Genomic DNA, 13,873 nt, shown 5'->3' with positions numbered 1-13,873 from the left:
GCACAGCGCCTCTGCTACGCTATTCCCGATGAATGACGCGAGTAACACCCCCACCACCCCATCGTTCCAGAGCATGGCCGCGCGTTTCCGTGGTTTCCTGCCGGTGGTGGTGGACGTGGAAACCGGCGGTTTCGACTGGAACCGGCATGCCCTGCTGGAGATCGCCGTGGCCCCGCTCGACCTGGATGCCCAGGGCCAGCTGGTGGTGGCCGAGGTCACCAGCAGCCACGTGATCCCGGCAGCGGGCACGGAGATCGACCCCAAGTCGCTGGAAGTCACCGGCATCGACATCGACAATCCGCTGCGCGGCGCCCTGCCTGAGCGCGCGGCGCTGGATGCGGTGTTCGCGCCGGTGCGCGAAGCCGTGAAGAAGCACGGCTGCCAGCGCGCCATCCTGGTGGGCCACAACGCGCATTTCGATCTCAACTTCCTCAACGCCGCGGTTGCGCGTTGCGGACACAAGCGCAATCCGTTCCACCCTTTCAGTGTGTTCGACACCGTCACCCTGGCCGGCGTGGCCTACGGGCAGACGGTGTTGGCGCGCGCCGCGCAGGCCGCCGGCCTGGACTGGGATGGCTCGTACGCGCACTCCGCGGTCTATGACACCGAGCGCACCGCGCAGCTGTTCTGCCGCATCGTCAACGCGTGGAACGCGAACCGGGCCGACTCAGCGTCGTAGCTTGCGCCGCAGCAGCCATGCAGCATAGACGCTGAAAACCACCGCCAGCACCGCCAATCCCACCAGCCACCAGCCTTCCCGGCGAACCACGCCTTCGCCGGCAAGCACGGTGCCCACCGCGTACGGCAGCTCGGCAATGGCCAGCGCCGACAGATACACCAGGAAGCGCACGCCCAGCAGCCCGCACAGGTAACCCGGCACCTCCGAGGGCAGCGCGAACTGCAGCAGCAGCACCACCGGGAAGTGCGCCTCGGCAGGGACCTTGTCGCGGTAGAAGTCGACCAGTCGCATCGCGCGCTGCGAGTGCACCAGGGGGCGACGGAACAGACGCCCCATCCAGTAGGCGCTCACCCCGCCCAGCAGCCAGCCCAGCCACAGCAGGCCGATGGTGACCGGCACGCCCCAGGTGTAGACCGCCACCGGCACCAGCAGCGCGCTGGAGAAGAACGCCAGCATCGCCGATGCCGCCGAAAGCGCCACGAACAGCAGCCCCCCGGTCACCGGGTGCGCCGCGATCACTGGCTCGGCCGCGGCCAGCAAGCGGTGCAGCGCGGCATTGGTGCTGTCCATCGACAGCAAAAGTGTCAACAACGCGAGCCCCAACAGGACGAAGACGGCCTGCCGCCAATGCGCTGCCACACGTTGCTGGAACGGAGTCATGACGCCAACTTGAGGCCGACCAGGCCCGCGACGATCAGCACCACGCTGGCCAATCGCAGTGCGCCCATCGGTTCGTTGAACAGCAGCACGCCCAGGATGACCGTGCCCACCGCGCCCACACCTACCCAAACGGCGTAGGCGGTGCCCACCGGCAGCGACTTCATCGCCAGCCCGAGCAGGCCGAGGCTGACGAGCATCGCCGCCGCGGTGCCCAGCGACGGCCACAGGCGGGTGAAACCTTCGGTGTACTTGAGGCCGATGGCCCAGCCCACTTCAAACAAGCCGGCCACGACCAGCAGGAACCATGCCATGGGGAAATCTCCATACCGCGTGGGGCCGTCCCCGGATGAGTATGGAGCGGCGGGGTCGTCCCCGCTTCCCGACTTTGGTGGCGACATCATCGAACGGGGCGGATGAACCGCCACGCACCCAACCGGTATCAGCCGGCGACGCGCTGGCGCACCGCCTCGAACAGGGTCACGCCCGCCGCCACCGACACGTTGAGGCTTTCCACCTCACTGCCACCGGGCATGGGGATGCGCACCAGTTGGTCGCAGTTCTCGCGGGTCAGGCGGCGCAGACCGTCGGACTCGCCGCCCAATACCAGCGCCACGTTGCCGCGCAGGTCCAGCGCATACAGCGACGCCTCCGCCTCGCCGGCCAGGCCATACAGCCATACGCCCTGCTTCTGCAGGTCGCGCATGGTGCGCGCCAGGTTGGTCACCGGCACCACCGGGATGCTGTCCGCGGCACCGGCCGAGGTCTTGCGCACCGTGGCGTTGACCTGCACCGACTTGTCCTTGGGGATGACCACCGCGGTGGCACCGGCCGCAGCGGCGCTGCGCAGGCAGGCGCCGAGGTTGTGCGGGTCCTGCACGCCATCCAGCACCAGCAGCAACGCGCGGCCCTCGGCCGCTTCGATCAGGCCTTCGAGGTCGTTTTCGCCATAGGTCTTGGCCGCCGCATAACGCGCGACCACGCCCTGGTGGCGCAGGTTGCCGACCACACCATCCAGCGCCTGCGTGGCCACCTTGCGCACGGCAATATCCAGGCGCTGGGCGCGGTTCTCGATCTCGGCCAGGCGCGGGTTCTTGGCGCCGGCTTCGATCAGCACCTCGCGCACGTGTTCGGCATCGTGCTCAAGCGCGGCCGAGACGGCATTGATGCCGGCAATCCACTGTTTCTGGCTCATTCGGGTTCCGGGGCGGGCGGCAGCGGAGCGCTGCGGCAATGCGTGGGGCGCCGCCCAAGGCGGCATGGCCGGCTATTTTCCCACATTCTCCCGGGCGTGGCCCCGGAGGCTGCCGGTTGTAGCCCGCCCATCTGCCCGTCCAGACCGCAACGTCCGGCGCGGCGTCAGTATTTCTGCTTCACCCGCTTGGCCGGCTTGCCGCGCGGTGGCAATGGCTTCACACCGCGCTCCTCCACCAAGCGGAAGTCGATCCGGCGGTCCTCCACACTGGCCTTCAGCACCACGATATCCACCCGGTCACCGAGGCGGAACTCGCGCCCCATGCGCTCGCCGCTGAGCGTGCGCCGGATCGGATCGAAGTGGTAGTAGTCGTACGGCAGCTGGGTCACGTGGATGAGGCCGTTGACCTTGGAGTCGTCCAACTCGATGAACAGCCCGAAGCTGGTGACGCCGCTGATCACACCGGAGAACTCGCCGCCGACGTGGCGCTCCATCCACGCGGCGCGGTAGCGCTCGTCCACCTCGCGCTCGGCCTCGTCCGCGCGACGCTCGCGCTCGGACGACTGCAGCGCCAGCTGCGCCATCTCGCTGGGCGAATACTTGAACTTTTCCGGGCGCACGCCGCTGAGCGCGTGCTTGATCGCGCGGTGCAACAGCAGGTCCGGGTAGCGACGGATCGGCGAGGTGAAGTGCGCGTATGCCTCCAGTGCCAAGCCGAAGTGGCCGACGTTGCCGGTGGCGTACACCGCCAGGCTCTGGCTGCGCAGCAACACCGACTCCAGCAGCGCGGCATCGGCACGCTCGCGGATCTTCTTCAGCAATTGGGTGAAGTCGCGCGGTTCCACCTGGGCCCAGGCGGGCATGCGCAGGCCGAACTCCTTGAGGAATTCCTGCAGGTCGGCGTACTTCTGTTCGGGCGGGCGCTCGTGGATGCGGAACGGCGACGGCACGTCGGCGTCGATGACGAACTTCGCCGCCTCCACGTTGGCCGCGATCATGCACTCCTCGATCAGCTTGTGCGCGTCGTTCCGCTGCAGCATGCCGGCCTGCACGACCTCGCCCTTGGGGCCAAGCACGAAGCGCACTTCGCTCGATTCGAACTCGATCGCGCCGCGGCGCTCACGCGCCTTCGACAGCACCTGGTACAACTGGTGCAAGCGCTGTACCTGCGGCAACAACGAACCGATCACGCCCAGCGCGTCCTCGCGCGCGTCGTCGGGGATGCCCTCGCCCACCGCGTTCCACACCTGGGTGTAGGTCAGGCGCGCGTGCGAATGCATCACGGCCTCGTAGAACTCAGACGAGGTCACCTCACCCTTGCGATTTACCTGCATGTCGCAGACGAAGCACAGGCGGTCCACCTTGGGCTTGAGCGAGCAGATGCCGTTGGACAGCGTCTCCGGCAACATCGGCACGACGAAACCGGGGAAATACACCGACGTGGCGCGCTTCTGCGCCTCGTCGTCCAGCGGTGTACCGGGGCGGACGTAGTGCGACACGTCGGCGATGGCCACCACCAGGCGATAGCCATTGCGGCTCGGTTCGCAGTAGACCGCGTCGTCGAAGTCCTTGGCGTCCTCGCCGTCGATGGTCACCAGTGGCAGGTGGCGGATGTCCACGCGGCCGGCGACTTCCGCCGGCTGCACATCCACCGGCACCGCAGCCGCTTCGGCCAGTACCGCAGCCGGGAATTCGTGGGGCAGTTCATGGCCGTGGATCGCGGCCTGCACGGCCAGCGAGGCGGTCAGGCGGTCGCCCAGCACCGTCAGCACGCGGCCGATCGGCGGGCGGTTGGTGTCCGCGGCATGTACCAGCTCGCACACCACCAGTTGGCCGTTCTGCGCGTCCATTCGCGCATCGGCGGGGATCATCACGTTGCGCTGGATACGGCGGTCGTCCGGCACGACGAAGCTGATGCCGGCTTCCACGGTGAAGCGGCCGATCAGGCGGTTGAGCCTGCGCTCCAGCACCTCGACGATCGAGCCTTCGCGACGGCCGCGGCGGTCCACGCCGGTCACGCTGGCCAGCACGCGATCGCCGTGCATGGCCTTGCGCATCTCGAACGGCGGCAGGAACAGGTCGTCGCCACCGCCCGCATCCGGGCGCAGGAAGCCGAAGCCATCCGGGTTGGCGATGACGATGCCGGGAATCAGGTCCATCCGCTGCGCGGGCACGAAGCCACCGCGACGGTTCTGCAGCAACTGGCCATCGCGCAGCATGGCGCGCAGGCGGTTGCTGAGGGCCTCGAAGCGGTCCGCGTCGGTCAGACCCAGGCGCTCGGCCAAGGTGGCGGCATCCATTGGGCCATCGGCTGCGGTGATGAGCTGCAGGATCAGTTCGCGGCTGGCGATGGGGTGCTCGTACCGCGCGGCCTCGCGCTCGGCGTGCGGGTCGCGTTGCACGGACTTGCCGGCGGCCCGGACTGCGGGCGCTACGGCTTTGGCCGCAGTGCGCGGCTTGAAGCCGGGAGGCGGTGGCTCCGGCATCCACCCTGGTCGCTTGGACGCGGACTTGCCCGCACCTGGCTTGGTCGCCCGGGCCTTGCCACCACCCGCCGCGCTGGCGCCTTGGCGTTTGCCGCCCGGCCCTGCCGGCTTGCCGGTGCCCGTGAACCCTGCGCCGGCCTTGCCCGCGCCACCCTTACCACGTCCTGCGGTTTTTCTTGTCATGCCGGTGATGGTCTCACATCGCCCCATTAAGACGGTGTGGGTGCGGGCGGATGCGCGGTTGGCCACAGCGGGCGTCCACGGCCTGCCGGCGGCGGAGTTGTCGCAAATCAAGGACGACACCTGCGCATCCCCCTAGCCTGCCAAGGTCACACCATTGGCCCCGCCATGCCTGCCCCTGCTTCCCATCTCGACCTGGCCTTGCGGCTGCTGCCGTTGCTCGACCTGACCAGCCTGGGCGAGGACGACACGCCCGCGCAGATCGCGGCGCTCTGTGCCGCAGCCGTGTCGGCCAGCCCTGGCCCGGCAGCGGTCTGCGTGTACCCGGAGCATGTCACTACCGCACGGCATGCCCTGGGCGAAGGCACGATCAGGGTCGCCACCGTGGTGAATTTCCCGGAAGGCAACGGGGGCGTGGAGCGCATCCACCGCGAGACCCGGCGTGCGCTGGCCGCGGGCGCCGAAGAGATCGACATGGTGTTCGACTACCGCGCCTTCCTGCGTGGCGACGTCGCGCTCGCCAGGGACGGTGTCATTGCCTGCCGCGAGGCATGCGGCAAGGACGTGCCACTGAAGCTGATCCTGGAGACAGGCGTCCTGGGCGAAACCAGCCTGATCCACCGCGCCAGCCGGATCGGCATCGAGGCCGGTGTCGACCTCCTCAAGACCTCAACCGGCAAAGTCGCGGTGAACGCCACGCTGTCCGCCGCAGGCGCGATGCTGGATGCGATCGAAGCCACCGGGGGACATTGCGGACTGAAAGTGTCCGGCGGCATCCGCACCCTCGACGACGCCGCGCCGTACCTGGCATTGGCCGATACGCGCATGGGGCCCGACTGGGCCACGCCACGCCACTTCCGCATCGGTGCCAGCGCACTGTTCTCCGCGGTGCTGGCCGCCATCCACTGACACGACCTTCCACATGAGCACACCCCACCTCGACGCCGAACCGGGCCAGATCGCCGATACCGTGCTGCTGCCGGGCGACCCGCTGCGCGCCCGCCACATCGCCCGCGAGTTCCTCGATGGTGCGATGGAAGTGAACACCCGCCGCAACATGCTGGGCTACACCGGCACGTTCCGCGGGCAGCGGGTGTCGGTGCTGGGCAGCGGCATGGGCATCCCGTCGTGCGCGATCTACGCCACCGAGCTGGCGCGTTTCCACGGGGTCAAGCGGATCGTGCGCATCGGCACCTGCGGCGGCGTGGGCGACGTCGCCCTCGGGGACATCCTGCTGGCGCAATCGGCCAGCACCGATTCGCGATTCAACCGGCTGCAGTTCGGCGGGCACGATCTCTCGGCGTGCGCCGACTTCGATCTGCTGCGCGCCGCTGTCGACGCAGCAGGGCAGCTGGACATCCGCGCTTCGGTAGCAGGGGTGTTCAGCACGGACAGCTTCTACGACGGCGATCCGCACCTGGTCGAGCGGCTGGTCCGTCACCGCATTGTCGGGGTGGAGATGGAATCCGCCGGGCTCTATGGGCTGGCGCTGCGCGAGGGGGTTCGCGCGCTATCCGTGCTGGCAGTCAGCGACCACCTGCAGCGTGGCGAGCACATGGCACCGGAGCAGCGCGAACAGGGCCTTTCGACGATGGTGGCGCTGGTGCTGGATGCTCTTGCCGACGACGCGGGTTAGGCGGCTGTTTGGGACGACGCGAGGGATTTGCGGGACCGACAGCGTCGTGGGCGACCGCAGACGCCCCAACAGAAGGCCTGTTTTCCCTACCTCAGAAACACAAAACCCCGCTCGTTGGCGGGGTTTGCGAAGGGATGTACCCTTTTGATTTGGTGCCCAGGAGAGGACTCGAACCTCCACGGTTTTACCCGCTAGTACCTGAAACTAGTGCGTCTACCAATTCCGCCACCTGGGCATTTCGTTCGGCGATGTTGCTGCCTTGCGAGCCGCGTATTCTGGGACTACACCCCCACCCTGTCAACACCTTTTTTGTCGGCTTGAAGAAGAATCCGTTCGGGGCTACGGTTTGGCCACAACCAGTGAACTTGCGGGCGGTGCGCACGGCGCGTCGCCCGCTTCTACTTTTGGAGAAGAGCGTGACCAAGCCCACCCCGCCCCCCTTGCTGATTTCCCGCTTCGATTGCGAGCGCCTGGAGGCGCTGCTGGAAACCCCCATCGCGCGCGGACACGACACCCAGGCCCTGCAGGCCGAGCTGGAACGCGCCGAGATCGTCGAGCCAGCCCAGATGCCCGCCGACGTCATCACCATGAATTCCACCGCCCGCTTCCTGGATGAGAACAGCGGCGAAGAACGCGAAATGACCCTGGTGTTCCCGCGCGATGCCGATGGCAGCGCCGACAAGGTGTCCATCCTCGCCCCGGTCGGCAGCGCCCTGCTCGGCCTGCGCATCGGCGACAGCATCGAGTGGCCCATCCCGGGCGGCCGCACCATCCGCCTGCGCGTGCTGTCGATCCAGTACCAGCCCGAGGCCGCCGGCGACTTCACCCGCTGAGCCTCGCGCGCCGTTTGCGGCCACGGCGGTCGCAGTGTTTGCGACCGCTGCCGCATATCGTCACCGCCCCGGCCCGACGGCCGGGCCGGCGGTTAGAATCGCCGGGACACCCGAGCGAGCGCACCGCCTCCGCATGACCGGTTTTGCCCAATGAATGATTCCGTACGCCCGGCCTTCCACGGCTTCGAGCAGATCCCGCTGCGCGAGTACGCCGAACGCGCCTACCTCGACTACTCGATGTACGTGGTGCTCGACCGCGCCCTGCCCTTCCTGGGCGACGGGCTCAAGCCGGTGCAGCGCCGCATCATCTATTCGATGAGCGAGCTGGGGCTGAACGCCGCCTCCAAGCCGAAGAAGTCCGCACGCACCGTCGGCGACGTCATCGGCAAGTACCACCCGCATGGCGACAGCGCTTGCTACGAGGCGATGGTGCTGATGGCGCAGCCGTTCTCGTACCGCTATCCGCTGGTGGAGGGCCAGGGCAACTTCGGCTCCACCGACGACCCGAAGTCGTTCGCGGCGATGCGCTACACCGAGTCCAAGCTGACCCCCATCGCCGAAGTGTTGTTGGGCGAGCTGGGCCAGGGCACGGTGGACTGGACGCCCAACTTCGACGGCACGCTGGAAGAGCCCTCGTGGATGCCGGCGCGCCTGCCGCACCTGCTGCTCAACGGCACCACCGGCATCGCGGTGGGCATGGCCACCGACGTGCCGCCGCACAACCTCAATGAAGTGGTCAGCGCCTGCGTGCGCCTGCTCGACGACCCGGACGCGACCACCCGCGACCTGTGCGAGCACGTGCTCGGCCCGGACTACCCGACCACGGCCGAGATCATCACCCCGCGCGCCGACCTGCTGCAGATGTACGAGACCGGGCTGGGCAGCGTGCGCGCCCGCGCGGTATACGAGAAGGACGGCAACAACATCGTCGTCACCGCACTGCCTTACCAGGCCTCGCCGGGCAAGGTGATCGAGCAGATCGCCACGCAGATGCGCGCGAAGAAGCTGCCGTGGCTGGAGGACCTGCGCGACGAGTCCGACCACGCCAATCCCACCCGCATCGTGCTGGTCACGCGCAGCAACCGCGTGGACACCGACCAGCTGATGGGTCACCTGTTCGCCACCACCGACCTGGAGAAGAGCTACCGGGTCAACTTCAACGTGATCGGCCTGGACGGCCGCCCGCAGGTGAAGGGGCTGAAGCAGTTCCTGAGCGAGTGGCTGCACTTCCGCACCGACACGGTCACGCGCCGCCTCAAGCACCGCCTGGACAAGGTCGAGCGCCGCCTGCACCTGTTGGCCGGCTTGCTGGTCGCTTTCCTCAACCTGGACGAGGTGATCCGCATCATCCGCACCGAGGATGAGCCCAAGGCCGTGCTGATGGCGCGCTTCGGGCTGACCGAGGAGCAGACCGACTACATCCTTGAGACCCGGCTGCGCCAGCTGGCGCGCCTGGAGGAGATGAAGATCCGTGGCGAGGAAGCCGAGCTGATCGCCGAGCGCGACCGCATCCAGGCCACGCTGGAAAGCAAGGCCAAGCTACGCAAGCTCGTGAAGGATGAGCTGCTGGCCGACGCCAAGAAGTTCGGCGACGCGCGCCGCTCGCCGCTGGTCGCCCGTGGCGCGGCACAGGCCATCTCCGAATCCGAACTGGTGCCCAGCGAACCGATGACCGTGGTGCTCAGCGAGAAGGGCTGGGTGCGCGCGGCCAAGGGCCACGACATTGATGCTGGCGGACTGAGCTATCGCGAGGGCGACGGCCTGCTCGGCGCAGCCAAGGCGCGCAGCACGCAGCAGGTGGCATTCCTCGACTCCACCGGCCGTGCGTATTCGACAGTGGTCCATTCGCTGCCCTCCGCGCGTGGCAATGGCGAGCCGTTGACCGGGCGGTTCTCGCCAGCCGCGGGCGCGTCGTTCCAGACGCTGGCCAGCGGCGCCGATGACGACCGTTTCGTATTGGCGTCCTCGCACGGGTACGGCTTCGTCACCCGTTTCGAGAACCTCACTGGTCGCAACAAGGCCGGCAAGGCGATGCTGTCGCTGACACCGGGCGCCAAGGTGCTGCAACCCGCGGCCGTAGGTGCGCTGGACCAGGATCGCGTGGTCGCGGTGACCAACGTCGGCCACCTGCTGGCGTTCCCGGTGGCCGAGTTGCCCGAGCTGGACAAGGGCAAGGGCAACAAGCTGATCGACATTCCGAAGGCGAAGCTGGGCACGGAACGCGTGGTGGCGGTGGCGGTGGTCCCGGCGGGCGGCATGCTGACGGTGAAGTCCGGGGCGCGCACGATGTCGCTATCGTGGAAGGACCTGGAGGCGTATGTCGGTGCGCGTGCGACGCGCGGTGGATTGTTGCCGCGGGGTTGGCAGAAGGTGGATGGCCTCGATGTCGGCTGACGATTCGACCGTAACCCGCGCCACGCCGCGCTTGAGATTGTCGTGCATCCATTGCACGGCGGCGCGCCTCTGACACACGCCTCCACCCACTGACGAGGAGCACGAATGGAACCGGAGTTCTGGCACGACCGTTGGCATGAAGGCCGCATCGGCTTCCACCAGGACAAGGCGACGCCGCTGATGCTCAAGCATTGGCCGTCGCTGGGCATCGCACCCGGTTCGCGAGTGTTCGTACCGCTGGCGGGCAAGTCGCTGGACATGCTGTGGTTCGCGTCGCAGGGCTACCGCGTGCTGGGCGTGGAGCTGTCGCGCGTGGCGGTGGAGCAGTTCTTCACCGAGAACGACCTGCCCTACACCATCACCGAATCGCCCTACGGCCGCCACTACCGTTCGGGCGAGATCGAGCTGGTGTGTGGGGATGCGTTCACCCTGGACGCGGGGCTCCTTGCCACGTGCGACGCGGTGTTCGACCGCGCGGCGTTGATCGCGCTGCCGCCGCCGATGCGCGAGCGCTACGCTCGTGAGTTGTACGCGCGCCTGCCCGGCCGCTGCAGGGGACTGCTGATCACGCTGGAATACCCGCAACACGAGAAGGAAGGCCCCCCGTTCTCGGTCGTCGAGGATGAGGTGCGGGCGTTGTACGGCGAGATCTGGCAGATCGAGACGCTGGAGCGGCGGGACATCCTGGCGCAGCAGCCCCAGTTCGTGGCCGAGGGGGTTACGGCATTGGAGACAGTGGTGTATCGGTTGCACCGCTGAACGCCACTCACTCCTGCTCCCACGGCGGAACCCCACCCAGGCGCTCCGCCAGGAAATCGACGAACGCGCGCACCCGCGGTGGCACCAGCCGCCGTTGGGGCATGACCGCGTGGATCCCGGTGTCGGCCAGCGGGTAGTCCGGCAGCACGCGCAACAGGCGGCCGACGCGCAGGTCGTCATGCACGTGCCAGGTGGAGTGCAGCGCGATGCCGAGTCCGGCAACCGCCGCGTCGCGCAGCAGTTCGCCCTGGTTGCTCTCGAGGCGGCCGCTTACCCGCACCGCGACTTCACCGTGGCCATCCTGTAGCCGCCACACGTCCTGCCGGCCTTGGCTGCCGACCAGCAGCAGGCACTGATGCGCGGCCAGGTCGGCCGGCGTCTGCGGCGTGCCGTGCGCGCCCAGATACGCCGGCGAGGCGCACAGCAGGCGCCGGTTGGTCGCAATCTGGCGCGCGACCAGGCTGGAGTCGTCGAGCGTGCCGATGCGGATCGCCAGGTCCATGCCCGCGCTCACCAGATCGACCTTGAGGTCGTTGAGGTCGACGCTGACCCGCACCGCCGGGTGCCGGGCCAGGAATTCGGGCAGCAGCGGCGAGACGTACAGCCGGCCGAACGTCGAGGACATGGTCACTCGCAGGGTGCCTGCCACGCCGCTGCCGGTGCGGCGCAGGCCATCGGCCAGTGCATCCAGGTCCTCGACCAGCGGCCGGCCCTGCTCGGCCAACAGCAGGCCTTCGGGCGTGGGATGCAGCTGGCGGGTGGTCCGGTGCAGCAGGCGCACCCCCAGGTCGCGCTCCAGCCGCTTCAGGCGCTGGCTGGCCACCGCCACCGACAGGTCCAGGCTGCGCGCGGCGGCGCTGATCGAGCCCAGGTCCAGCACCCGCAGGAACAGGGCGATGTCGCCGATCCGATCCATATTCTCAATCACTCATTGAAAGTGTTTGCACATATGCCCGGTTTCTGGCGAAGGTGCAACGAACCAGACTGGCGCCCTTCCTCCCCGGAACCCCGCCATGCACCCCTCCTCCCCCTCCCCGGCCGCCCCCGGCGGCGCCCGCATCCCGCCCGCGCTGTACGCGTTGACCATCGGCGCATTCGGCATCGGCACCACCGAGTTCGTGATCATGGGCCTGCTGATGCAGGTCGCGGCCGACCTCAAGGTGACCATCGCCGCCGCCGGGCTGCTAATCTCCGGCTATGCGCTGGGCGTGTTTGTCGGCGCGCCACTACTGACCGCGGCGACCGGCAAGCTGCCGCGCAAAGCGGCGCTGGTCGCGCTGATGGTGATCTTCACCCTCGGCAACCTCGCCTGTGCGCTGGCACCCAACTACGAGGTGCTGATGGCGGCGCGGGTGTTGACCTCGCTCGCGCACGGCACCTTCTTCGGCATCGGCGCGGTGGTCGCCACCGGGCTGGTCGCGCCGGACCGCAAGGCCTCGGCGATCTCGATCATGTTCACCGGCCTTACCGTGGCGACGCTGCTGGGCGTGCCCGCCGGCGCGTGGCTCGGCCTGCACCTGGGCTGGCGCGCGACGTTCTGGGCGGTGGCCGTGATCGGCGTGATCGCCACCGCGGTGATCGCGACCCTGGTGCCGAAGGACCACGGTGACCGCCAAGGCATCGCGATCCGCGAGGAGGTCAAGGTGCTCGGCCGCCCGCAGGTGCTGCTTGGCCTGGCCGCGACGGTGCTCGGCTACGCCGGCGTGTTCGCGGTGTTCACTTACATCCAGCCGATTCTGACCGAGATCAGCGGCTTCAGCGAAAGCGCGGTTTCGCCGATCCTGCTGGTGTTCGGCGTCGGCATGATCGCCGGCAACCTGATCGGAGGCCGGCTCGCCGACCGCCGCCTGCTGCCGACCCTGATCGGCTCGCTCGCGCTGCTGGCCGTGGTGCTGGGGGTGATGACCTTCGCCGTGCGCGACCCGATCGCCGCGGTGGTGTTCACCGGGCTGCTCGGCGCCGCCGCCTTCGCCACCGTCGCGCCCCTGCAGTTGCGCGTGCTGCAACAGGCGCAGGGTGCGGGTGAGAACTTGGCATCGAGCTTCAACATTGCCGCCTTCAACCTCGGCAATGCGATCGGCGCGTGGCTGGGTGGCGTGGTGATCGCGCGCGGCCCGGGGCTGGGCGCCGTGCCATGGACCGCGGCGGTGGTGACCCTGGCCGGCCTGGCGATCGTGCTGTGGAGCGTGCGCCGCGAGGTCCGCCCCGCGCCGCGCCTGGCCATCGTCGCCGCCGACTGAGTCGCTCGCGCCCTCGCACCACCCGGCCTCACGCCTTCCCAACCCGCGCGGTGCTGGACTGTGCCACGCCGCCCGCTTCCCCAAAGGTGATCCCCATGACTGCAACCCCGCAAAAACCCGTGCTGTTCGTCCTCACCAGCCACGGCCGCAAGGGCGACACCGGCCAGCCGACCGGCTTCTACCTCGGCGAGGTCACCCACCCGCTGGCCGAGCTCGATGCCGCCGGCATCCCGGTCGAGTTCGCCTCGATCCAGGGCGGGGAACCGCCGGTCGACGGACTCGACCTCGATGACGCGACCAACGCGCGCTTCTGGAATGATCCACGTTTCCGCGACGCGATCCGCACCACCCTGCGCCTCGACGACGTCGATCCGGCGAAGTACGCCGCGATCTTCTTTGCTGGCGGCCACGGCGCGATGTGGGACTTCCCCACCAGCGATGCGGTGCGCCGCGTGACCCGCGAGCTGTACGAAGCCGGTGGCGTGGTTGCCGCGGTCTGCCACGGCCCGGCGGCACTGGTGAACGTGACCCTGACCGACGGCAGTTACCTGGTCTCCGGCAAACGGGTCAGCGCGTTCACCGACAGCGAGGAGCGCGCGGTGCAGCTCGACGGCACGGTGCCGTTCCTGCTCGCCAGCCAGCTAGCGGCGCGCGGCGCCCACCACGAGGCCGCGCCCGACTGGACCGCGCAGGTGGTGGTCGACGGCCGCTTGGTCACCGGCCAGAACCCTCAGTCGGCCAGCGGCGTCGGCGCGGCGATCCGGTCGTTGCTGACCCAACAAGGCTAGGCACGCCGCGTGCCGGCTTGGGCGGC

General features: G+C 68.6%; 13 protein-coding genes and 1 tRNA gene. 8 read left to right on the top strand and 6 right to left on the bottom strand.

What is annotated here, in order from left to right:
- The first annotated feature begins 28 nt into the window (after window positions 1-28).
- Entirely contained in the window at window positions 29-679 is a 651-nt protein-coding gene (gene rnt / locus N800_RS02065) for a ribonuclease T (protein ID WP_036134196.1), read from the top strand.
- Here the strand turns inward: rnt and N800_RS02060 are convergent.
- The 4 genes from N800_RS02060 to rnr form a co-directional block, all read right to left on the bottom strand.
- Entirely contained in the window at window positions 668-1,339 is a 672-nt protein-coding gene (locus N800_RS02060; RefSeq protein WP_036134194.1) for a VTT domain-containing protein, read from the bottom strand. The genes rnt and N800_RS02060 overlap by 12 nt on opposite strands.
- A complete protein-coding gene (gene sugE / locus N800_RS02055; RefSeq protein ID WP_036134192.1) occupies window positions 1,336-1,650 on the bottom strand; it encodes a quaternary ammonium compound efflux SMR transporter SugE in 315 nt (104 codons plus the stop codon). Before sugE ends, N800_RS02060 begins: the two co-directional genes overlap by 4 nt.
- 128 nt (window positions 1,651-1,778) lie before the next feature.
- The gene (gene rlmB, locus N800_RS02050; protein WP_036134190.1) at window positions 1,779-2,531 is read right to left on the bottom strand and encodes a 23S rRNA (guanosine(2251)-2'-O)-methyltransferase RlmB; all 753 of its coding nucleotides are present in this window, start codon (window positions 2,529-2,531) and stop codon (window positions 1,779-1,781) included.
- 164 nt (window positions 2,532-2,695) lie between these two features.
- Window positions 2,696-5,200 carry a ribonuclease R gene (gene rnr, locus N800_RS02045; RefSeq protein WP_084087076.1) on the bottom strand — a complete coding sequence of 835 codons (2,505 nt, stop codon included), beginning with the start codon at window positions 5,198-5,200 and terminating at the stop codon, window positions 2,696-2,698.
- Window positions 5,201-5,365: 165 nt separating this feature from the next.
- Between rnr and deoC the strand changes: the two genes are divergently transcribed.
- Both deoC and deoD read left to right on the top strand, forming a co-directional pair.
- A complete protein-coding gene (gene deoC / locus N800_RS02040; RefSeq protein WP_036134186.1) occupies window positions 5,366-6,106 on the top strand; it encodes a deoxyribose-phosphate aldolase in 741 nt (246 codons plus the stop codon).
- A gap of 13 nt (window positions 6,107-6,119) precedes the next feature.
- The gene (deoD, locus tag N800_RS02035) at window positions 6,120-6,833 is read left to right on the top strand and encodes a purine-nucleoside phosphorylase (RefSeq protein WP_036134183.1); all 714 of its coding nucleotides are present in this window, start codon (window positions 6,120-6,122) and stop codon (window positions 6,831-6,833) included.
- Between the two features lie 150 nt (window positions 6,834-6,983).
- Here the strand turns inward: deoD and N800_RS02030 are convergent.
- Window positions 6,984-7,068, bottom strand: a tRNA-Leu gene (locus N800_RS02030).
- A 181-nt stretch (window positions 7,069-7,249) separates the two neighbouring features.
- On the opposite strand from N800_RS02030, the gene rnk reads away from it, so the two are divergent.
- The 3 genes from rnk (at window position 7,250) to N800_RS02015 (ending at window position 10,819) form a co-directional block, all read left to right on the top strand.
- Window positions 7,250-7,666 carry a nucleoside diphosphate kinase regulator gene (gene rnk / locus N800_RS02025; RefSeq protein ID WP_232227514.1) on the top strand — a complete coding sequence of 139 codons (417 nt, stop codon included), beginning with the start codon at window positions 7,250-7,252 and terminating at the stop codon, window positions 7,664-7,666.
- Between the two features lie 150 nt (window positions 7,667-7,816).
- Entirely contained in the window at window positions 7,817-10,060 is a 2,244-nt protein-coding gene (parC, locus tag N800_RS02020) for a DNA topoisomerase IV subunit A (RefSeq protein WP_036134179.1), read from the top strand.
- Between the two features lie 105 nt (window positions 10,061-10,165).
- Entirely contained in the window at window positions 10,166-10,819 is a 654-nt protein-coding gene (locus N800_RS02015; RefSeq protein ID WP_036134177.1) for a thiopurine S-methyltransferase, read from the top strand.
- A 7-nt stretch (window positions 10,820-10,826) separates the two neighbouring features.
- On the opposite strand, the gene N800_RS02010 is transcribed toward N800_RS02015, so the two are convergent.
- Entirely contained in the window at window positions 10,827-11,735 is a 909-nt protein-coding gene (locus N800_RS02010; RefSeq protein WP_036134175.1) for a LysR family transcriptional regulator, read from the bottom strand.
- Window positions 11,736-11,832: 97 nt separating this feature from the next.
- Here N800_RS02010 and N800_RS02005 point away from each other — a divergent pair, with 97 nt between their 5' ends.
- Both N800_RS02005 and N800_RS02000 read left to right on the top strand, forming a co-directional pair.
- On the top strand, window positions 11,833-13,059 hold the full coding sequence (locus N800_RS02005; RefSeq protein ID WP_156962833.1) for an MFS transporter: 1,227 nt from the start codon (window positions 11,833-11,835) through the stop codon (window positions 13,057-13,059).
- A 95-nt stretch (window positions 13,060-13,154) separates the two neighbouring features.
- Window positions 13,155-13,847 carry a type 1 glutamine amidotransferase domain-containing protein gene (locus N800_RS02000; RefSeq protein ID WP_036134174.1) on the top strand — a complete coding sequence of 231 codons (693 nt, stop codon included), beginning with the start codon at window positions 13,155-13,157 and terminating at the stop codon, window positions 13,845-13,847.
- Window positions 13,848-13,873: the final 26 nt, after the last annotated feature.

It is taken from the genome of Lysobacter daejeonensis GH1-9 (genome assembly GCF_000768355.1).
In the GTDB taxonomy this organism is placed as follows: Bacteria; Pseudomonadota; Gammaproteobacteria; order Xanthomonadales; family Xanthomonadaceae; genus Aerolutibacter; species Aerolutibacter daejeonensis.
Note: the sequence above shows the minus strand (reverse complement) of the source record. Positions and strands in the feature narration are given on the sequence as shown.